The sequence below is a fragment of the Nocardia sp. NPDC047648 genome, from assembly GCF_040642815.1.
Classification (GTDB): Bacteria; Actinomycetota; Actinomycetes; order Mycobacteriales; family Mycobacteriaceae; genus Nocardia; species Nocardia gamkensis.
Genome location: NZ_JBEYSX010000008.1, coordinates 230,452 through 250,022, shown reverse-complemented (window position 1 = coordinate 250,022; position 19,571 = coordinate 230,452). Strand labels below are relative to the sequence as shown.

The window sequence follows — 19,571 nt, the reverse complement described above, 5'->3', positions numbered from 1 at the left end:
GCTCTGGCGTAGGCGGATCGGCTCTGGGCGAATAGCCGGGTGGGTTACCGAAGGAATGTGAGGGGGAGCGGTCGGTGACACGCGGGGGTCGAAAATAGTCGCGGGCCCGCCGGCCAGGCTGTGAATCCTGGCGATCCGTGTGCCCGATGCCACCTCGACACGTTCGATCTCCCCTGCGTACGTCGCCGCCAATTGGCGCCACGATCCGACTCGGCCGTCGAACCGACCGGTCCGCCAAAATTGTTTGATCGCAGCGTAATTCGACTGACGTTGGGAAAGCATACTCAGCTCCGTCGGCGTTCGCAGCGCGAACTTTCCGAGACACGAGGACCCGGTGACCGTCCGGCAGAGGCAGCCGCACAACTGATCTCGCACCGCCGGGCGCGGCGGTAGGGAGCATGTTCTCCTGCCCCGCTACCGCACAGGCGCCGGTCGGTCAGAGCCCGGTGATCTGCGTCCAGTCCTGGGCGAAACTGCCTTCGGGTATGACTCGCACGTCCTTGATCTTGTTGGCGGCGTTGATGCCGCCGACGACGCCGCGGCCGGTGCTCGCGCTGTAGAAGAGGATGCGATCGTCGCTGAGCCCGGTGATTTGTGTCCAGTCCTGGGCGAAGCTTCCGTGTGGGATGACGCGGACGTCTTCGAGGTTGTTGTCGTCGTCGATCGAGCCGATGACGCCGCGGCCGGTGGATGCGCTGTAGTACAGGATGCGGTCGCTGCTGAGTCCGGTGATCTGTGTCCAGTCCTGAGCGAAACTGCCTTCGGGGATCACGCGCACATCTTTCAACTTGTTGGCGGAGTTGACAGCGCCGATGACGCCGCGGCCGGTGGACGCGCTGTAGTACAGGATGCGGTTGTCACTGAGTGCGGTGATTTGTGTCCAGTCCTGGGCGAAGCTTCCGTGTGGGATGACGCGGACGTCTTCGAGGTTGTTGTCGTCGTCGATCGAGCCGATGACGCCGCGGCCGGTGGATGCGCTGTAGTACAGGATGCGGTCGCCGCTGAGTCCGGTGATCTGTGTCCAGTCCTGAGCGAAACCGCCCTCGGGGATGACCCGGACATCCTGAATGTTGTTGTCGTCGTCGATCGAGTCGACGACCCCGCGCCCGGTGGACGCGCCGTAGAACAGAATGCGATCCGACATGACATTGCCTTTCCGTGCTGTTGAAATACGCGTCGACTGATCGCCGGTCGAATACGCGCGGATCGGCGCGTTCGAATATTCGATCCCGGTGGTCACCGGCGTGACTTTCTCGCCGAGCGATCAGCGGGCGTCACCGCGCTCTCGACGCGACATACCGGTTACCGGTGAGGCGCGGCGAAAGTCGATGCGCCTTCTCGAGTCGACCATTTCCGCGATAGAAGGGCGTGCGTAGTGAACTACTCGCTTCAGGTGCCGCGCTTGGTGAATGGGGCAATCATGGACCAGGCGAGCTGCGACGTAGCATCAGCCGCCGCGCATCATGGCAGGCGACGCACAGGCGGTGCCTGCACGACCGTCAAGGTCGAACGTTTGCGCAGCGTGAACCCGAGCTTCTCGTACAAACCGATCGCCGTCGTGTTGCGGGCGAGCGCATGCAGGAACGGTGTCTCGCCACGCGCGCGGATGCCCGCGCCGACCGCGCGGACCAGGCGTGTGGCGAAGCCGCGGCCACGGAATTCCGCGTCGGTGCACACGGCGCTGATCTCGGTCCAGCCGGGCGGATGCAAGCGCTCTCCGGCCATCGCCACCAGTCGGCCGTCGACCCGCAGGCCCAGGTAGTCACCCAGCTCGATGGTTCGTGGCGCGTAGGGACCGGGTTCGGTGCGGGCGATCAGCGCCAGGATCTCGGGCACGTCCGCCGCGGTGAGGACTTCCAGTTCCGGGTCGTGCGCGACGCGCAGGGCGGTGCCATCCATTTGCACCGAGTCCATTTCGTCGAGCACCGTCCAGCCGTCCGGGGGCACGTGGCCGTGGCCGCGCAACGCGGTGCTGCCGCCCGGTCCGAGGAGGGTGGCCAGGTCGGCCCAGTCCTGTTCGTCCAGCACCGGCGGGTGGCCGACGAACCGGGCGACCTCCGGGTCGTAGCGACCGATCCGTCCCACCCAGCCGGCGAACCGGCGGTGCTCGCCGCGCAACGACGTCCGCACCGGGTCGTCCAGCGGGTGCAGCGAGGTAGCGACGTCGATGGTCGACTCAGTGGTCACCGCACACTCCTCCACAAACAGCATCCGACCCGAGAACGTTAGCGAGACGCACGACCGACGAGCACGGGTTGCGCTCAACGCGATTCCGGCACCGTGGCCTGCCGGGGTGCCGGAGTACGGCTCGCGGTCGCGGGCCTTCTTGACCTGTCGGTCTAAAACGATTACGGTTCGAGTCATGGGCAGGCCGCGCAACTTCGATCCGGACACGGTGGTGGACCGGGCCATGGAGACGTTCTGGACCCACGGATACGCCAACACCTCGCCCGCGCAGCTGGCCGAGGCCACCGGCATCGGAAAAGGCAGTCTGTACAACGCTTTCGGCAGTAAGCGTGCGTTGTTCGACCTGGCTCTCGACCGTTACGACCGGCTGGGCGTCGAGTTGGCCGCGGATATCCTGAACCGACCGGGCGCCACCCGCGATTGCCTGGCCGCCTTCCTGTGCGGCCTGGCGGACGCCGATCTCGCGCAGCCCGTTCGGCGCGGCTGCCTGGCAGTGAACACCGCCATGGAAATGGCGGGGCACGACGCGGAGATCGCCAGGGCGGTCCGCGCGACGCAGGATCATATGATCGCGGCGTTGGAGGCCCGGATCGATCAGGGGAAACGCGATGGTGACGTGCGCGCCGATACCGACCCGCGATCGATGGCCGAATTCTTGATGAACACCGTCGTCGGCCTACGGGTGATGGCCAAGACCTACGATGCGCCCACTCTGCATCGCATCATCGATACCGCTCTGGCCACCCTCTGAATCGAACTGCCCGCCGTGGGCTCGTTCGCTGCCCATATTTTTGACCTGTAGTTCAAGAAAGAAAGGTTCCATCATGGATCTAGAACTGTCCGGCAAGACCGCCGTCGTCACCGGTGCCAGCCGAGGCATCGGCTTGGCCGTCGCCGAAGCATTGACCGCCGAGGGCGTCCGGGTGGTCGGGGCCGCGCGCACCGTTACGCCCGAGCTCGAAAAGGCGAGCGTCGCAGCGGTTCCCGTCGACCTCTCCACCTCGGAGGGAGCGGCCCGGCTGATCGGCGCCGCACTCGACGAACTGGGCGGCATCGACATCCTGGTCAACAACGTCGGCGCCGTGAATGCCGCGCGTCTGGAACTGGGCGGCTTCCTCGACGTCGAGGACGAGCAATGGCGAGAGCTGTTCGACCTGAATCTGTTCAGCGCGATCTGGGTCACCCGCGCGGCACTGCCCAGCCTGCTGGAGCGGCGCGGCGCGGTGGTCACCATCTCGTCGATCAACAAACATCTTCCGGCGGCGGGGCCGGTCGGTTACAGCGAGGCCAAGGCCGCGCTGACCGCGCTGACCAAGCGGCTCAGCGAGGAGTTCGGGCCACGCGGGGTGCGGGTCAACACCGTCTCACCCGGCGTGGTCGGCACGCCGATGTGGCGCGGCCCGCACGGCGTGGGTGCCAAGTTCGCCGCCGCTCAGGGTCTTTCGCAGGAGGAACTGCTCGCGGCCGTGCCGGAGCAGTTCGGCATCGCCTCCGGCCGGATCAGCGAACCGGAGGAGGTAGCCGCCCTCGTCGCCTTCCTCGCGTCACCCAAAGCCGCCAATATCGTCGGTGCGGACTACGTCATCGACGGTGGCACATTGAAGATCGCCTGAATTCGGCTGCCGGGGGAGTCTTCGCGTTCCGGCTGCGACGCCATGGAATATGTTCGCGCCCTTAGCGTTCGAGTAGCGAACGTGGTAGGAGTGAGTCGCGGCCGGAAGAGTAGACGGTAGGGTGGCCGGACGGCACGGATAGGAGCGGACTGGTGCGTGTCCATCATCTGGATGCCGGGGGGATCCGTCCTTTCGGAGGCCGTTTGTTCGACGGCAGGCCGGGGCTTCGGCGCAAAGCGGCCGGGGCGTGTCATTGCTTGTTGATCGAGCACTCCGCCGGATTGGTTCTGGTCGACACCGGTTACGGCGAGCAGGCGCTGGTCCGGCCGGATGTGTGGGTGGGGCGGCAACTCATCCGACAATCGCACCCGGTTCTCGACCTGCCGATCGCCCGGCAGGTCGAGGCGCTGGGCTTCTCCCGCGATGACGTCCGGGACATCGTCGTGACGCACCTCGATCTGGATCACGCGGGTGGTCTCGCCGACTTCCCCCGGGCCACCGTGCATGTGCACCGAGCGGAGCTGGACGCCGTCGAAGGGCCCTTCGGTCGTCGCGAGAAGTTCCGGTATCGACCGGTGCAGTTCGAACACGGACCCAAGTGGTCGGCCTACGAGGAGTCCGACAGTCGCGCGGAGCGCTGGTTCGACTTCCAGGCGGTGCGCGAATTGCGGGGCCTGCCCCCGCAGATACTCATGGTCCCGCTGGCGGGGCACACGCGCGGTCACGTCGGCGTCGCCGTCGACACGGGGGACGGCTGGCTGTTGCACGCGGGGGACGCCTACACCTACCACGGCCAAATGCGTGCGAAACCGTCGATGCCCTTGGGGACGAAGGTTTTCCAGTGGTATGTCGACACTGGGCGGCGGGCCCGCATCGAGAACCAGCAGCGGCTCCGGGAACTCGTCGGCGACCACGGTGACGCGGTGACGGTGTTCTCCGCGCATTGCGCGACGGAATTCGAGCGCCTGAGCAGCTGACCGCTGTGGTTGCCGGGGCCGGTCGCTGCCGTAGAGCCCGTGCCCGGGTTCGGCGAACGCGAGCAGCGTCGGCAGCGCCCCGTCGATGCCGACTTCTTCGGCTACCTTTGTCCGCGGTCGTATTCGTGCCGAACGCCTGCCGGGTGGTCGCGCGCGCACGCCGGGACGACGTTGTCGCGGTGGCGTGCCGAACTCCGCGCCGAGTGCTGACCTACCCGTCCGAGGCCGGGTGACAGGCGCTGCGGACTTCGTGTTGTACGGCCAAATCTAGCTATTTGTGGGCATCGTGACCCGAGTAGTGCGCTACCCGACCTGGGCGGTCATCGGTCAGGCGTGGGTGTGCCCGGTCGCGCATACTCGCGCAGGTCTTGCCGCTGGTCGCCGCTCGGCCGGACAGGGTAGGGCTCGGCGTCCGCTCAGCGGGGCATCGATCTGCTGCTGTCCTCACGTTTGCTGGATGGCCGGTTCGCGAGGTCTGCGCAGAGTGAGCGAGGTAACGTGAAGGTGTCGGCCGGGGTCGGCTACGTGATCGACGGCGTGGCGGCCGCGGCGGCAGCGCGTAGTCGGTGCGTCCGCGGATTTCGTGGTCGTATCCGGCCGGAAGCCGTCAGGGCCCGGAGGCTTCCGCTGAACAGCAGTGCTGGTTCGCGAGAAAGATCCGCCGTCATGAGTGTGTACGCCCCCCTGTACCGCGAGGTCCTGTCGCGGGAGGAACTGCCGGACGAGTTCTTCGGACTCTTCCTCGATCCGACCCGCACCTACAGCTGCGCGTTGTGGACCCACCCCGACGACACCCTGGAAAAAGCCCAGACGGCGAAGATCGATCTCGCCTTGGCCAAATGTGACCTCCAACCGGGGATGACCCTGCTGGACGTGGGTTGCGGCTGGGGATCGACCATGCTGCGCGCCATGGACACCTACGGGGTGAACACGATCGGGTTGACCCGCAGCCGCAACCAGTACCGGTACGTGCGGGACATGCTCGTCGACCGGCTGATCCGTGGCCGCCCCTACGGTGGGGTGCGAGTGCAGGGCTGGGAGGATTTCGACCGGCGTGCCGACCGGATCGTGTGCGTCGGGGCGATGGAACACCTGCCGGTGGACCGCTATGGGGAGTTCTTCGAGTTCGCCTACCGGATCATGCCATCGGACGGAGTGCTGCTGTTGCAGACGGTGGTCAGCCACAGCCGCGATCATCTGCGGGCGCACGGCACCAGGATCACCAGCGACGACTTCGCCTTCTTGCGATTCCTGCGCGGGACGATCTTCCCCGGCGGCCAGCTTCCCCTGTCGTTCGGCCACTACCCGAAAGGGATCACCGAATACGCGCAGGAGGCCGGGTTCACCGTCGCCGACGTCCAGTCGCTGGGACCGCATTACACCACCACATTGGACTGCTGGGCCGACGCTTTGCACGAACACCGAGACCGCGCGATCGAACTCGCCGGGCGCGATACCTACAACGCCTACATCCGGTATCTCACCGGCTCGGCCGAGTACTTCCGTCGTGGGCATATCGACGTCATGCAGTTCACCTGCCTCAAACCCGACGCTCGGTACCGGTCTCCGCTGCTGCGCTGAGTCCGCCCGCTCCGCGGTGGCGCACGGCCACGGCATCTGCCCGCACGCCGAGTACAAACTGCGCAGCGTGCGGTGCCCCGCGAGTTGCCTCAGCGATCCGCTCTATCAGAACCGGACTTCCGTCGCGCCGGTCGACGGGCTCATGCTGTGGGTGCGGTGCTGCGCGGCCCGCCGTACATTCGCGCGCGGGCGTGGATTGCGGATCGGCAGGGTGATCCTGCGCTTACGGGGCTTGGTGTTGATGAGCGTCATGTCGCCGTTGTAGTGGGCCAAGACCCGGGGATCCATGACCGCGCGCCACAGCGGCGGGACGATGGCCAGCAGGACCATGGTGGCGTAACCGGCGGGGAGCTGGGGCGCCACATCGCAGCTGCGCAGGGTCTGATAGCGGCGGCCCGGATTGGCGTGGTGATCGCTGTGGCGCTGGAGGTGGAACAGGAAGATGTTGGTGACCAGGTGGTCGCTGTTCCAGCTGTCGCGCGGCGAGCAGCGGGCATAACGGCCGTCCGGGCGGCGGGCACGCAGCAATCCGTAGTGTTCGACGTAGTTGACGGTCTCCAGCAGGCCCGCGCCGATGAGCGCTTGGAGGGCGAGGTAGGGGATGACGGCGGGACCGAACACCACGATCAAGGTGATGAACAACGCCGCGCTCATCGCCCAGGCTTGCAGGAGATGGTTGCCGGGGCTCAGCCAACGTTTGCCGTTGCGGGCAAGACGCTGGCGCTCCAACGTGAGGGCGGAGCGGAACCCGCCCGTCATGGTGCGGGGGAGGAACTGCCACAGCGATTCGCCGTAACGTGCGCTGGCCGGGTCCTCGGGGGTGGCGACGCGAACGTGGTGACCGCGGTTGTGTTCGACGAAGAAGTGCCCGTAACCGGACTGAGCGAGCGCGATCTTGGCCAGCCAGCGTTCGAGACGTTCGGCGCGGTGGCCGAGCTCGTGCGCGGCGTTGATGCCGATCCCGGAGACGAAGCCGAGCGTGACGGCCAAGCCGAGCTTGTCGACCAGGCGCAGCTCGTCGCTTGCCCACAGGTAGCTGGCGATCAGCAGCCCGATGAACTGCATCGGCAGGAAGAGGAAAGTGCACCAGCGGTAATAGCGATCGTTGGACAGCGCCTCGTAGTCCTCGTCGCGGGGATTGCTTCCATCGTCGCCGATGGCGAAATCCAGCAGCGGGATCACCCCGAGGATGATGATCGGGCCGATCCACCAGAACAGCTCCAGTCCGGTGTACAACACCAGCTGTGAAGGCAGTAGCGCGCAACCCGGGGCGATCAGGCCCAGAATCCAGAGGTAGCGCTTGGGGTCGCGGGCTCGCGTGTGCTCGAAGATCGTCATAGTCATCTCGCCGATCCGTCAGGACGACACTCAGCCGACAATTCCGACTGCGGACAACACCTACAACGTGCACGCCTATCCAGAATAGCTAGAAGTTCGCTGTGTAGGGACGAACCGTCGAAACCGCTGCCTGATCTGGCGACCTCCGCCCGGCGGTGGCGCACCGCTGACCGGATCGGCCCGCGCCTTCGGGGCGGGCGCCGCCGCATCGGGTACGAAATGATCCGTGCCGGATCTGCGAGTATCACCGCTGCGCGCACCTGAGCGGCTCGGGCAGGCGGGGATGAGCCAACTCCGACATTCGAACCTTTCTGTACCGAAATCGACCTGGCTGACGAACGGTGAGACAGCAAATTCGGTGCAAGTAGGCTCGCCGGCCCTGGTCCGGGAGCCACGGGACGATCGTGGGGTGGAACTCGCCCGCCGCACGGGAACATCTGTGCTGTGCCGGGCAGGCAGGTCGGCCGCGGTTCGGTCGTGGGACCGAACCGCGGCCGACGATCGTGCATGGAAATCATGGCACTACGAACCGAATCGCTGCGCGAGGCGCCGTGCCGAGTGTCCGATCGAGATACCGACGGTATCCGAGCGGATCGCGCTTTCGCAAATCAGGGCAGCGCCCCGCAGTTGGTCGGCGCGGGCTGGTCCGCGAGCCGCTCGGTCATCCACTGCTGGGAGGCCACCAGTGACGGGAAGAATGCCAGCACGTGGGTGGCCCGCAATCCGCTGATGACGCTGGGCAGCTCGCCGTTCGCGTTCAGCTGGACAGGAGCGCCACCGCCGCACCACCCGGCCGCCAGCTCACGAACGGGCACGTACGGCGCGCCCTCGTCGATCGGGCTGGAGGCGATGAGCACGGGCACTCCCGGAGTGAGCGTCCCGACGCGCTGATCGTTGAACGCCGCCTTCAGTACCGGGGACTGATCGATCACCGCGGTGAGCGGTTGCCCGCTGGTGGTCCACTGCGAGGTGTTCGGGAACTGCTGGGCCAGTCCGAGGGGTACGGCGCACTTTTCCAGCGACTCGCGCAGGATCGCCTTGCCGGTGTCGTTGAGTTCGGCGTCGAGCACCGGGCGGGTTTCGGGATAGTTGGCGGCGATGCCGTTGAGAATCCACGCGAAGGCGGGTCCGAGCGCGGGACGGCCGTCGTTGAAGCCGATGAAATATTCGTCGTCCACGACCGGGCCGCCTGCGTAGGCGCCCCGCACGTTCAACTCGGGGGCGTAGCCCGGTTGCAGTTCGGCCGCGCCGGCGGAGGCCATGCCGCCCTGGGAGTATCCGTACAGAATGACCGGCGAGCCGGGATGCACGCTGGTGCCCGGCAATTGCAGTGCCGCTCGCGCCGAGTCGAGCAGCGCGTAGGCCTGAGATTTCCGGTTCAGATAGTCGTGCACAGCCGGCGTACCCAGGCCGTGGTAATCGGTCACCATGACCGCCATGCCGCGGGCCAGCAGTGTGTACAACGCCAGCACGTCGTATTCGACGATCACGTCGAACGGAGGCTGGTATTGGATGAATTGCGCCAGCAGTTTCGAAGGCGCGCACTGATCGCCCTGTCCCTTCGTGCCGACCGCGTAGGCGATCAGCGGACGCTCTCCCGGGCCCGTCCACGGCTGGGCGGGTTCGAGGTACGTCCCCACCACGGCCGTGCGGTCGCCGTGGGTATCGCTGCTGGTGTACATGATGCGCGTGGACGTGGCGGGGACCTGTCCCGGCTGTCCGGGGACCGAAAGCGCCAGTCGCGACGATTCGGTGCGGATGATGGAGCCCGGCGCGCCATCCGTCGACGCGGGTGGAATGTAGAAATCGTCACCGGCCACGGCTTCCGCGGCCGGTTCCGTCCATGCGTGGGGGGCGGCGACCGCCCCGGCTCCGACGACGATGAGGGTTCCCGTCAAAGCTGTGGCCAATCTGAGTATTCGGCTCCTCACGATGCGATCCTTCCTGCGATTTGGGATACCCATGGCATCTAGAATCGGATACTGAGAGTATCTGTAAGGGGTAGAGATTGTCCGGGAATAGCGATGAGTGTCGGCGGCTTCGGGACGAAGGGCGTTCGCGGCCGACCCGAGCGCAGAGCCAAGCGCGGACGCGCACTGTATTGATCACGACCGCCAAACGGCTTTTTCTGAAGGACGGCTATCAGGCGACAACTCTGGACAAGGTCGCGAAAGCCGCGGGTTTCACCAAAGGGGCGGTGTATTCGAACTTCCGCACCAAAGACGACTTGTGTCTGGCCGTGCTCGATGAAATCCACGCCGAGCGGGCGGCGGAGGTCGCCGAGATCATCGCCGCGCCCACGGCTGCCGCGCGCCTGAAGCGGATGACGGAGTGGGCCGAGCGGGTGGTCGGCGATCCCGACTGGACGCAACTCGAACTCGAGTTCAGCGTTCACGCGCGACGCGACGAGCACCTCCGCGCCGAATTGGCGAGCAGGCTCGCCGACATCGCGGGCATGGTCGGCGCGGCCTTGCGGGCGACGGAGGATCTCGACACCCCGATGCCGCGGGCCGAAGCCGCTGTCGCGGTGCTGGCGCTCGGCGTGGGGCTGGGTTTGTTCCGCTCGATCGATCCCGGCATCCCCGTCGCGGGGATGATCTCCGCACTGCGTGCCATCGCGGGCTTGTCCCCGAACGGCTGATCGGACGGCGGCCGGCCGCGTCTCGTCCGGGGAGTGGGTGGAAATGCCGGAGTGGTGTTGCGGTCACCCCGAGGGCCGCTAATATAAGTCAAAACTTATTAAGGAGGTTGCCATGCCACTGCTGACCGATCCCGCGGCCATCGCCGGGCTCGTCACCCGCGAGGTCCGCACCGGATCCCGCGACGGCGCGCCGACGAGGATCGCCGTCGCCCGCCGCCGATACCCGACGGATCAGGCGGATCTGTGGGACGCGCTCACCGATATCGAGCGGATCCCGCGCTGGTTCCTGCCCGTCAGTGGAGACCTGCGCGTCGGTGGGCGCTACCAGCTGGAGGGCAACGCCAACGGTGTCGTCGAAGAGTGTGATGCGCCGGAACGGTTCGCCGTGACCTGGGAGATGGGACCGCAGATCTCCTGGCTGACCGTCCGTCTCACTCCCGCCGGGGACGGCACCGAACTGGAGTTGGCGCACGAGGCGCCGGTCGATCCGGAGTTCTGGACGCAATTCGGACCCGGGGCGGTGGGCGTCGGCTGGGATCTCGCCTTGATGGGCCTCGGGCTGCACTTGGCGAGCGGAGATCCGGTCGATCCCGCCGAGGGCATGGCCTTCCCGACGACGCCCGAGGGCGTGACGTTCGTGCGGACGGCGGCGCTCGACTGGGCGGCGGCTGCGGCGGGCGACGGTGACGACCCGGCCGCCGCGAACGCGGCGGCGCTGCGGACCGTCGACTTCTACACCGTCGACCCCGCACACGGCGCCGAGGCCTGATGGACCGTTCTCCGGCGAAGATCTTCGAGGCGCTCGGCGACCCGGTCCGCCGGTTCATCCTCGAAACGGTGGCGGCCGACGAACAGCCCGCGGGCGCGCTGGTCGCCGCCGTCCGGCAGCGCACACCGATCTCTCAGCCCGGCGTCTCCCAGCATCTCAAGGTGCTTCGCGACGCCGGGCTGGTGCGGGTCCGCGCCGACGGCACGCGACGGCTGTACGCCCTCGATTCGGAGGGTGTCGATGCCGCCAGGGCTTGGCTCACCGAACTGGTCGACCCGCTGCACCAGTTCGCTCAACCGCTGGACGCGCTCGCGACGGAGATCGCCCGCGGGAAACGCGCTCGCCGAGGTGCCGGGACGGGTCGGCCCGGCGAAGAGGATTCCGGTAGTCGCGCTCGCCATGCGTGACCCGCACGGGTAGCGGGCCACGCATCGCTGCGGTCAGCAGCGGCCGAAGACGACGGCCGCGTTGTGGCCGCCGAAACCGTAGGAGTTGTTCAACGCGTATTCGATGTTCTGGGTACGCGCGCTGCCGTGCACGATGTCGAGATCGATCTCGGGGTCCTGATTGTCGAGGTTCAGCGTGGGCGGCACCACCCCGTCCCTGACGCTGAGCACGGTCAGGGCGGCTTCCACCGCGCCTACCGCGCCTACCGAGTGCCCCAACGCGGATTTCGGCGCGTAGACCGAGGCGTGGTCGCCTACCGCCGCCCGGATCCCCCTCGCTTCCGCCAGGTCCCCGAACGGAGTGGCCGTGGCGTGCGCGTTGACGTGGTCGATATCGGTTGGGCTCACGCCGGCCGTTTCGATCGCGCGGCGCATCGCTCGAATGTTCCCCGCGCCGTCCGGGTGGGGCAACACCATGTGGTAGCCGTCAGCGGTCAGGCCCGCGCCCATCAGGCGAGCCAGGGGCTTCGCCCCGCGTGCCCGCGCGTGGTCCTCCGACTCCAGCACGAACAACGCGGCGGCTTCGCCGAACACGAAACCGTCGCGGTCCCGGTCGAACGGGCGCGACGCGGCTTCGGGTTCGTCGATTCGTGTGCTCAACGCCCGCATCATCGAGAATCCGGCCACCGCCAGCGGATTGATGCGGCCCTCCACGCCGCCCGCGACGACGATGTCGGCCTCGCCGAGGATGATCGAACGCCACGCGTGCACCAGCGCCTCGCAGCCCGAAGCGCAGGCCGAGACGGGCGTGATCACGCTGGCACGCGCGCCGAGTTCCAACCCGACCACCGCGGCGGCGCCGTTCGGCATGGCCATGGGCACCGCGAAGGGAGAGACCTTGCGGTAGCCCGCCTCGCGCATCAGGTCGTTGGACTCGATGATCGTGTCGGCGCCGCCGAGACCGGTGCCGATACAGACGCCGAGACGATCAAGATCGACTTCCGGCCTGCCCGCGGTGTCCCAGATCCGATTCCCCATGACATAGGCGACCTGCTGGACGTAGGACATGCGGCGCTTCTGGACGCGGCTGAGTTCGTCGGTCGGATCCAGTTTGAACTGGCCGCCGATGTCGACGGGAACCTGGAAGCGCTCGAAGTCGGGGTCTTGCACCTTCGCGATGCCGGTTTCCCCGGCGAGCAGTCCTTTCCAAGTCGCATCGGTGTCGGCGCCGACAGCGGTCGACATCTCGATAGCAGTGACGACCACACTCCGGAACCCTCCGTTGGTGGTGGAGAAGTCCGTGATATCGGACATCAAACCCCTTCTTTCGGCTTGTCGGCTCGGACGCTCAAGCGAGGCTATGTGCGCGCCGGAAGGCTGGGGTAGTAGCCCGAGTGCCGATCACCGCTACGATCGGGCCATGGAAGCGAATGGGGGATCGCGTCGGGTCACCGTCGTCATTCCCGACGAAGTGGTTGTCCTGGATGCCGCGATTCCGATCGACGTGTTCGGCTCCGACCCCAACTACCGGCTCGAGGTGTGCGCGGTCTCGCCGATGGCGACGACCTCGGTGCCGGGGTTGTCCTGCGTGGCGACGGCGGGGCTGGAGGCTCTGCGGCACGCGGGCACGGTGGTGGTGCCCGGTTACGCGTCGTACGGGGAGCCGCCGCCGGAACCGGTGCTGCGCGCGCTGCGCGACGCCCACGCGCGAGGCGCGCGAATGCTGTCGATCTGTACCGGTGCTTTCGCGCTGGCCGCCGCGGGACTGCTGGACGGCCGTCCCGCTACCACGCATTGGCGGGCCGCGTCGCTGTTGCAGAGCCGGTATCCGGCCGTCGAGGTTCATGCGGATCGCCTGTTCGTGGACGACGGTGACGTGCTGACCTCCGCGGGCGTGACCAGCGGGATCGACCTCTGCCTGCACGTGGTGCGCAAGGACATCGGCGCCGCGGCCGCCAACGAACGCGCCCGTGATCTGGTGGCGCCCCCGGTGCGCGAGGGCGGTCAAGCCCAGTACACCCGGCAGTTCCTGGAGCAGACGTCCACCGGCCTGCTCTCCGACACCCGGGCGTGGATTCTCGCCAACCTCGACCACCGGCATTCGCTCGAAGATCTCGCCAAGCGATCGAATCTCTCGCGCCGCAGCTTCATCCGGCGATTCCGGGAGGAGACCGGTACCTCAACGCACGTCTGGATCACCAGCGCGCGCCTGAACCAAGCGCGGGAACTGCTCGAGACGACCGAACTTCCCGTCGACCAGATCGGCTATCGCGTCGGCCTCGGAAATCCGGCCAACACCCGCGCGGTGTTCAAGCGTCACCTCGGTGTCAGTCCGGCGCAGTACCGGCGCACGTTCACGATCGGAAACCGGCGGGTGCCGGGGACCTAACCGGGCAGCCGCTCCGCGCGATAGCCGTGCAGTCGCGGATCGGAGTCGCCGACGACGACCGGATGGCCGACCAGCTCGAACATCGCGGTGTCGGAGTGGTGATCGCCGAACGCCGTGCAGGACGACAGGTCGATGGCCGCCCGCTCGGCATAGCGCAGCAGTGCCGCGGACTTGTCGGCACCGACCATCGTCGCCAGGACCTCGCCGGTGTAATTCCCGGCAGCCGTCTCCATCGTCGTGCACAGCACCGAGGTGGCGCCGATGGCTTCGGCGATCGGGCGCAGCGCCGGGGTGAACGAGCCCGACACCAGGATGATGCGAGTCCCGGTGCGAGACAGTTCCTCCAGCCGACGCCGGACCGCGAGATTGAAGAACGCCGGGTCCGCGACGCAGCTCGCGAACCAGTCGTCGCCGACGCGTCGCACGTCTGCGAGGTCGCGGCCGGCCCATTGCCGGTAGAACCACCGATGGGATTCGGCACGGCTCATCCCCGCCGCCCGCAGCGCCCGGAACTCCTCGACCACGCCGTCGGCCTGCGCGCCGCGCCCACGGCGCCGCGCGTCGAAGACGAACAGGGACAGGAAAGTGACGCAACGGACCAATGTTTCGTCGACATCCACGAAAGCCGCTGGGACAGTGCATTCCTCGCCGCCACGTGGCCTCGCCGGCGGATCCGTGTGGGTGCGGCCCGTGGTTTCTCCGCGTTGCCTCATGGGGCCGTGGCCTCGGCCTCGACGGCGGAATCGCTGCGCCGCTGTTCCTTCGTCGTCCCCGGCGGCCGGTCATCGCGAGGGGCGGTGATACCGAAGAGTTTCAGCAACGGCGCTGTCATCGCGGTGGTGATCAACGCCATCATGACCAGCAACGAGTAGAGCCGCTCGTCGATGACGCCGATCGTCAGCCCGATGTTGAGTATCACCAGTTCCGTCAGGCCGCGGGTGTTCATCAGCGCCGCGAGGGCCGCTGCTTCCGCCCTGTCGCTGCGGCCGAGCCGGGCGGCCAGATAGGTTCCGCCGAGTTTGCCCACGAGGGCGGCGAACATGATCGCGGCGAATTCGGCGATACCGGCGCGATCGATGGCACCGAGATCGACCTGCAGGCCGGCCACCACGAAGAAGGCGGGCAGGAAGATGCTGCTCAGCAGTTGCGCGCCGCTGTCGACGGCCGCGCGCAGCCGCCGGGGGAACACGACCCCGAACAGGAACGCGCCGAAGATCAGATGCAGTCCGAGCCATTCGGTGGCGGCTCCCAGCAACAGTGCGCCCGCGACGCCGAGGAAGACCATGTTGCTCGTGTTCTTCTCGGAACCGGCGCCCGCGAGCCGGTCGAGAGCCGGACGCACCGCCCACCACAACACCACGACCAGCGGGACGAACAGCAGCAGCCGCCAGTGGTGATCGAGACCGGGCCGGGCGATGCCGATGACCACCGCCAGGACACACCAGGCGAGCACGTCGTCCAGCGCGGCGCAGGTCATGGCCGACTGGCCGAGGCGGGTGCCGAGCAGCTTGCGGTCGTGCAGGATCCGGGCCAGCACCGGAAAGGCCGTGACGGCCAACGCGCAACCGATGAACAGCGCGAAGTTCAGCCGGTTGCCTCCGTCGTGCCGGGCCAGCGCCCACAACGCGATGACGGAACCGAGCGCGAAGGGTACGAGGTAGGCCGAGAGCGCGATCCCCGCGACCGACCGCCGCCGTCCGGCGACCGATCGCAGATCCATCTCGAGACCCGCCGAGAACATGAAGATCATCACGCCGACGTTCGCGAATGCCGTGAGATACGAACGAGTGTCGTGCGGAAAGACCGTCTCGGACAAGTGTGCCCCGAGAACTGTCGGGCCCGCGAGTATGCCCGCCACGATCTCGCCGATCACCGCGGGCTGCCCCACCTTCTCGGCCAGCCAGCCCAGCAGGCGTGCCGCGCCCACGATCAATACGAGGTCCAGTAACAAGAAGATCATTTGGTCGCTCGGCAACGCCTCGACTCCGTTCGACATTGAGGACATCGCGGGACCGGATCCGATGCTCACACTGGACATTGCCGTCACGCATCGACCGCAGCGCGGAACCCCCGAAACATGGACTGCCTGCACTGAGACGATATCGCATCCGCCCGGCGGCCGAGCCTGCAGAGTGATCTACGCCACATCGGTCATGGCGCCGAGCCGACTGGCGCAAAGTTGTGCATCTCTGTCGCGAATGGTACTGGCTGGTCGCTCTTTTCGTTCGGAATACTTCGAGCCGTGGCGTGCGCCGGTCGAGGGCGCGGCCGAGGGGAGTCGACGTTGTTCGAAGATAAGACGGTACTCGTAACCGGTGCGGCAACCATCATCGGCGCTGAAGTCGCTCGGGTCTTCGCCGAATATTCCGCGAATGTCGTACTGGGTGACATCGATACGGACGGGGGGAAGGGGGCGGCCGCCGAGATCGGCGACCGAGCTGTCTTCGTGCCCGTCGACCTGCGCAGCGATTCGTCGGTCGAGTCGTTCGTCGCGGAAGCGGTCGACCGGCACGGTCGGATCGACGCGCTGGTCAACATCGCCTGCGTCTACGGTGACGACGGACCGGGCGGGGATGCGCGGGCAGCGTGGCTCGAGGTGCTGAACACGAATGTGGTCGGTACGGCGATGCTGTGTGAAGCGGCGCGACCCGCGTTGCGGGACACGTCGGGGTCCATCGTGAATTTCACCTCTCCCAGTGGACGTGTCGCGCAAGCCGGGCGACTTCGATACCCCGTCAGCAAGGCCGGGTTGTTGCAGCTGACCCGCAGTCTCGCCCTGGAGTACGCGCCCGACGGAATCCGGGTGAACAGCGTTTCGCCGGGCTGGACCTGGTCGCGGGTGATGGACGAGATCACCGAGGGCGACCGCGCACGCACCGACGCGGTCGCATCAAGGTTCCACATGCTGGGCAGGGCGGGTGACGCGCGCGAAATCGGCGAGGTGGCGGCGTTTCTCGCATCGTCCAAGGCGAGCTTCGTCACCGGCGCCGAGTGGACCGTGGACGGCGGCTACTCGGCGCTGGGGCCCGAGCAGACCACTTCGGCGATCGAGCTCCTCCTGCGCGAGTCGCAGGCAAATTCTCTGGCTTAGGAATCAGGACATGACTGCAGCAACAATCTCGGCCCCCTCCCTGCTGTCGGCGGTACGTTCGCTGGCGCCCGACCTGGCGGCACGTCGCAGTGAGATCGATGCCGAGCGCAGGCTTCCGATGGACATCGTCGAGCGGCTTCGTGAGATCGGCGTCTACCGAATGTGTTTCAGCGCGGAGATCGGCGGCCCGGGTCTGACCTCGCTCGAGCAGTTCGAGATCGTCGAGGCGCTGTCCTACGGGGACACGGCCACCGGCTGGTGCGCCATGATCGGCGCGGCGACCGGCATCTACGCCGGCTATCTCGACGAGCGGGCCATCGCGGAGCTGATGCCGACGCAGGATCTGATCACCGCGGGACTGATCTTCCCGGCCGGTCGCGCCGAGCGGGTGGCCGATGGCTACCGATTGACGGGCCGGTGGAAGTTCGGCAGCGCGATCACGCACGCGGACCTGGTCATGGGCGGCGCTTTCGTGACCTCGGGCGGCCGGATGGAGGAGACCGCGGAAGGCGGCCCGCTGGTGCGGCTGTTCTACATGCGCCGCGATCAGGTCGCGGTCTTCGACACCTGGGACACCACGGGTCTGCGCGGCAGCGGGAGCAATGATTACGCGGTCGAGGATCTCTTCGTGCCCGAGCATCACTCCTTCGCGTTCGGCGAAAGGAAGAGCGGTCGCGGAAAGCTGTCCGAGCCGGAGGCTCTGGCCCGGATCATGCCGGGTGTACCCCTGGGAACGGCTCGTGCGGCCCTGGACTACGTCCGTGGCATCGCGGACGGGAAGACGGTGACCGCCACCGGTCAGAAGTGGGCCGACAACTACCGTGCCCAGTACCTGCTCGGTGAGTGCGAGATGGAGTACATCGTCGCGCGTGGCGCGGTTGTCAACACCCTGACGGAACTGTGGGACGCGCTGGACGGCAAGCGTTTCGCGGAGCTGCCCGCCGACCTCAGGATCGCGAGCGCGCTGGCGAGGACCAACGCGTTCCGCGCAGCGCAGCGCATCGTCACCCGTCTATGCGAACTCGTCGGCACCGAATCGATCTACCGGCCGAATCCGCTCGACATCTGGTTGCGTGACACGAACACGATGGCCCGGCACATCATCGCGCACGACCAGGTGATCCAGTCCACGGGCGCCTTCGTGCTGGGCGGCAGACCGGAATTCCCCTTCGTCGTCGGACTGGGCTGATCGCGATGGATCTCGACAAGCGCAAACGGCTGCCGTCGTTGACCGGACTGCGGTTCTTCGCGGCATTCTCGGTCTTCGTCTTCCATGTGATGCTGCCCAACTCACCGATACCTCCGTACAAACCGGTGAACCTCTTCTCCGATCCGGATACCGCGTACGACGCGGCGTGGGTGGTCGGCAAAGCCGGATTCCTCGGGGTGTCGTTCTTCTTCATCCTGAGCGGCTTCGTGCTGACCTGGTCGTGGAAACCGGGAGCGAGCAAGCTGCAGTTCATCCGTCGGCGAGTGGTCAAGATTTTTCCCAATCATCTGACGCTCTGGGTGGCGTCGATGGTGTTGTTCGCGGCGGCGATAACACCGTGGAAGGCGTGGCTGCCGAATCTTTTTCTGCTGCATGCCTGGTTTCCGCAGAATTATATCAATGCGGGCGTCAACACACCGTCGTGGACATTGTCCTGTGAGCTCCTCTTCTACGTGCTCTTTCCATTTCTGATTCCGGCGGTCCTGCGCATCGACGCGAAATATCTGTGGTACGGCGCTGCGGCCATGGTGGCCGGCATGGGCGTGATCGTCCTGCTGACCGCGTTCGTCATACCGAGTTCCGAGAAATCCGAACTCACGCCGATACCGGTGCTGCAACTGTGGTTCGGATACCTCTTTCCGCCGACGCGTCTGTTCGAATTCTTCCTCGGCGTGTTCATCGCCCGGATAGTGGCGGAGGGGCGCTGGCCGCGCATTCCGCTCTGGACGGCGGTGGCGGCGGTCGGCGCGGGATATGTGGTGGCGATGTACACGCCGTTCTACGTCGGCTTCGTCCTGGCGACCGCGGTTCCGCTCGCGCTGCTGATCGGGGCCGCGGCCCAGTCCGACATCGAGGGTTCGTCGAAGTTCCTGTCGAGCAGGCTCGCGATCCGGCTCGGCGAGATCTCGTTCGCCTTCTACATCTGTCAAGGCGTGACGGTGTTCTACGTCCGTCGATTGATGAACGCCGCTACGTTCAGTGCTCCGGTCGCGGTGCTGCTGATCGTCCTGTTGTTCTGCCTGAATCTCTTCGCCGCATGGTTGTTGTTCACTTTCGTGGAATCTCCGGCGATGCGCCGCTTTGCTCGGCCGAAACGATCGACGGTGGTCGGAGAAAGGGTGGCCGGCTAGGCGATCCAGCTGCGCGACCGACAAATTCAGAAATGCCTGTTCGGAGGCTCGTGGCGTTGCCACGGGCCTCCGGATTCTTTTTTGTCGCGGTGTGCCGGAATGTGGTTGCCCGGCAGTCTGTTCGGAGGTATCCTGGGAGTGTTATAAACCACAGAATCGGTTGTGAACGTGGGGGGTGTTCGATCGAATGGACTACGTGATTCAGATCTGGCTGTGAGCATCGGGGCTCGCCGATACCGGATATCGTATGGAATCCGAC

The 19,571-nt window shown here is 66.6% G+C and carries 18 protein-coding genes; 11 read left to right on the top strand and 7 right to left on the bottom strand.

Annotated elements, in window-relative coordinates; translation table 11 throughout:
- Positions 1–436 precede the first annotated feature (436 nt).
- Positions 437–1,240 carry a hypothetical protein gene (locus tag ABZ803_RS19225; RefSeq protein ID WP_357039625.1) on the bottom strand — a complete coding sequence of 268 codons (804 nt, stop codon included), beginning with the start codon at positions 1,238–1,240 and terminating at the stop codon, positions 437–439.
- A gap of 221 nt (positions 1,241–1,461) precedes the next feature.
- A complete protein-coding gene (locus tag ABZ803_RS19220; protein ID WP_357039622.1) occupies positions 1,462–2,187 on the bottom strand; it encodes a GNAT family N-acetyltransferase in 726 nt (241 codons plus the stop codon).
- On the opposite strand from ABZ803_RS19220, the gene ABZ803_RS19215 reads away from it, so the two are divergent.
- The 4 genes from ABZ803_RS19215 (at position 2,180) to ABZ803_RS19200 (ending at position 6,358) form a co-directional block, all read left to right on the top strand.
- Positions 2,180–2,938, top strand: a complete 759-nt coding sequence (locus ABZ803_RS19215; RefSeq protein ID WP_357039619.1) for a TetR/AcrR family transcriptional regulator — start codon at positions 2,180–2,182, stop codon at positions 2,936–2,938. The two genes, ABZ803_RS19220 and ABZ803_RS19215, sit on opposite strands and share 8 nt — an antisense overlap.
- Positions 2,939–3,011: 73 nt before the next feature.
- The gene (locus ABZ803_RS19210) at positions 3,012–3,800 is read left to right on the top strand and encodes an oxidoreductase (protein ID WP_357039615.1); all 789 of its coding nucleotides are present in this window, start codon (positions 3,012–3,014) and stop codon (positions 3,798–3,800) included.
- Positions 3,801–3,952: 152 nt separating this feature from the next.
- Positions 3,953–4,777: an MBL fold metallo-hydrolase gene (locus ABZ803_RS19205; protein ID WP_357039612.1), complete on the top strand. Its 825-nt coding sequence runs from the start codon at positions 3,953–3,955 to the stop codon at positions 4,775–4,777.
- 666 nt (positions 4,778–5,443) lie between these two features.
- Positions 5,444–6,358 (top strand): class I SAM-dependent methyltransferase, encoded by a 915-nt coding sequence (locus tag ABZ803_RS19200; protein ID WP_357039609.1) that lies wholly within the window; start codon positions 5,444–5,446, stop codon positions 6,356–6,358.
- Between the two features lie 105 nt (positions 6,359–6,463).
- Here the strand turns inward: ABZ803_RS19200 and ABZ803_RS19195 are convergent, their stop codons facing one another.
- Together ABZ803_RS19195 and ABZ803_RS19190 are read right to left on the bottom strand one after the other, a co-directional pair.
- Complete coding sequence (locus ABZ803_RS19195) at positions 6,464–7,702, bottom strand: alkane 1-monooxygenase (protein WP_357039606.1); 1,239 nt, start codon at positions 7,700–7,702, stop codon at positions 6,464–6,466.
- 602 nt (positions 7,703–8,304) lie between these two features.
- A complete protein-coding gene (locus ABZ803_RS19190; protein WP_357039603.1) occupies positions 8,305–9,606 on the bottom strand; it encodes a lipase family protein in 1,302 nt (433 codons plus the stop codon).
- Positions 9,607–9,797: 191 nt separating this feature from the next.
- On the opposite strand from ABZ803_RS19190, the gene ABZ803_RS19185 reads away from it, so the two are divergent.
- The 3 genes from ABZ803_RS19185 to ABZ803_RS19175 all read left to right on the top strand — a co-directional run bounded on the left by ABZ803_RS19185 (position 9,798) and on the right by ABZ803_RS19175 (position 11,513).
- Positions 9,798–10,337 (top strand): TetR/AcrR family transcriptional regulator, encoded by a 540-nt coding sequence (locus tag ABZ803_RS19185; RefSeq protein ID WP_357039600.1) that lies wholly within the window; start codon positions 9,798–9,800, stop codon positions 10,335–10,337.
- A gap of 112 nt (positions 10,338–10,449) precedes the next feature.
- On the top strand, positions 10,450–11,106 hold the full coding sequence (locus ABZ803_RS19180) for an SRPBCC family protein (RefSeq protein ID WP_357039597.1): 657 nt from the start codon (positions 10,450–10,452) through the stop codon (positions 11,104–11,106).
- A complete protein-coding gene (locus tag ABZ803_RS19175) occupies positions 11,106–11,513 on the top strand; it encodes a metalloregulator ArsR/SmtB family transcription factor (RefSeq protein WP_357039594.1) in 408 nt (135 codons plus the stop codon). Before ABZ803_RS19180 ends, ABZ803_RS19175 begins: the two co-directional genes overlap by 1 nt.
- 33 nt (positions 11,514–11,546) lie before the next feature.
- On the opposite strand, the gene ABZ803_RS19170 is transcribed toward ABZ803_RS19175, so the two are convergent.
- Complete coding sequence (locus ABZ803_RS19170; protein ID WP_357039591.1) at positions 11,547–12,806, bottom strand: KasA/KasB family beta-ketoacyl-ACP synthase; 1,260 nt, start codon at positions 12,804–12,806, stop codon at positions 11,547–11,549.
- A gap of 106 nt (positions 12,807–12,912) precedes the next feature.
- Here ABZ803_RS19170 and ABZ803_RS19165 point away from each other — a divergent pair, with 106 nt between their 5' ends.
- Positions 12,913–13,881: a helix-turn-helix domain-containing protein gene (locus ABZ803_RS19165; protein WP_357039588.1), complete on the top strand. Its 969-nt coding sequence runs from the start codon at positions 12,913–12,915 to the stop codon at positions 13,879–13,881.
- Here the strand turns inward: ABZ803_RS19165 and ABZ803_RS19160 are convergent.
- Both ABZ803_RS19160 and ABZ803_RS19155 read right to left on the bottom strand, forming a co-directional pair.
- A complete protein-coding gene (locus ABZ803_RS19160; RefSeq protein ID WP_357039585.1) occupies positions 13,878–14,501 on the bottom strand; it encodes an HAD-IB family hydrolase in 624 nt (207 codons plus the stop codon). The two genes, ABZ803_RS19165 and ABZ803_RS19160, sit on opposite strands and share 4 nt — an antisense overlap.
- A gap of 89 nt (positions 14,502–14,590) precedes the next feature.
- Positions 14,591–15,877 (bottom strand): cation:proton antiporter, encoded by a 1,287-nt coding sequence (locus ABZ803_RS19155; protein WP_357039582.1) that lies wholly within the window; start codon positions 15,875–15,877, stop codon positions 14,591–14,593.
- Between the two features lie 288 nt (positions 15,878–16,165).
- Between ABZ803_RS19155 and ABZ803_RS19150 the strand changes: the two genes are divergently transcribed.
- From ABZ803_RS19150 to ABZ803_RS19140, 3 genes are read left to right on the top strand one after another with little or no spacing between them, the layout of a single operon-like run.
- The gene (locus ABZ803_RS19150) at positions 16,166–16,972 is read left to right on the top strand and encodes an SDR family oxidoreductase (protein ID WP_357039580.1); all 807 of its coding nucleotides are present in this window, start codon (positions 16,166–16,168) and stop codon (positions 16,970–16,972) included.
- Positions 16,973–16,982: 10 nt separating this feature from the next.
- The gene (locus ABZ803_RS19145; protein WP_357039577.1) at positions 16,983–18,161 is read left to right on the top strand and encodes an acyl-CoA dehydrogenase family protein; all 1,179 of its coding nucleotides are present in this window, start codon (positions 16,983–16,985) and stop codon (positions 18,159–18,161) included.
- 5 nt (positions 18,162–18,166) lie between these two features.
- Complete coding sequence (locus ABZ803_RS19140; protein WP_357039574.1) at positions 18,167–19,312, top strand: acyltransferase; 1,146 nt, start codon at positions 18,167–18,169, stop codon at positions 19,310–19,312.
- Positions 19,313–19,571: the final 259 nt, after the last annotated feature.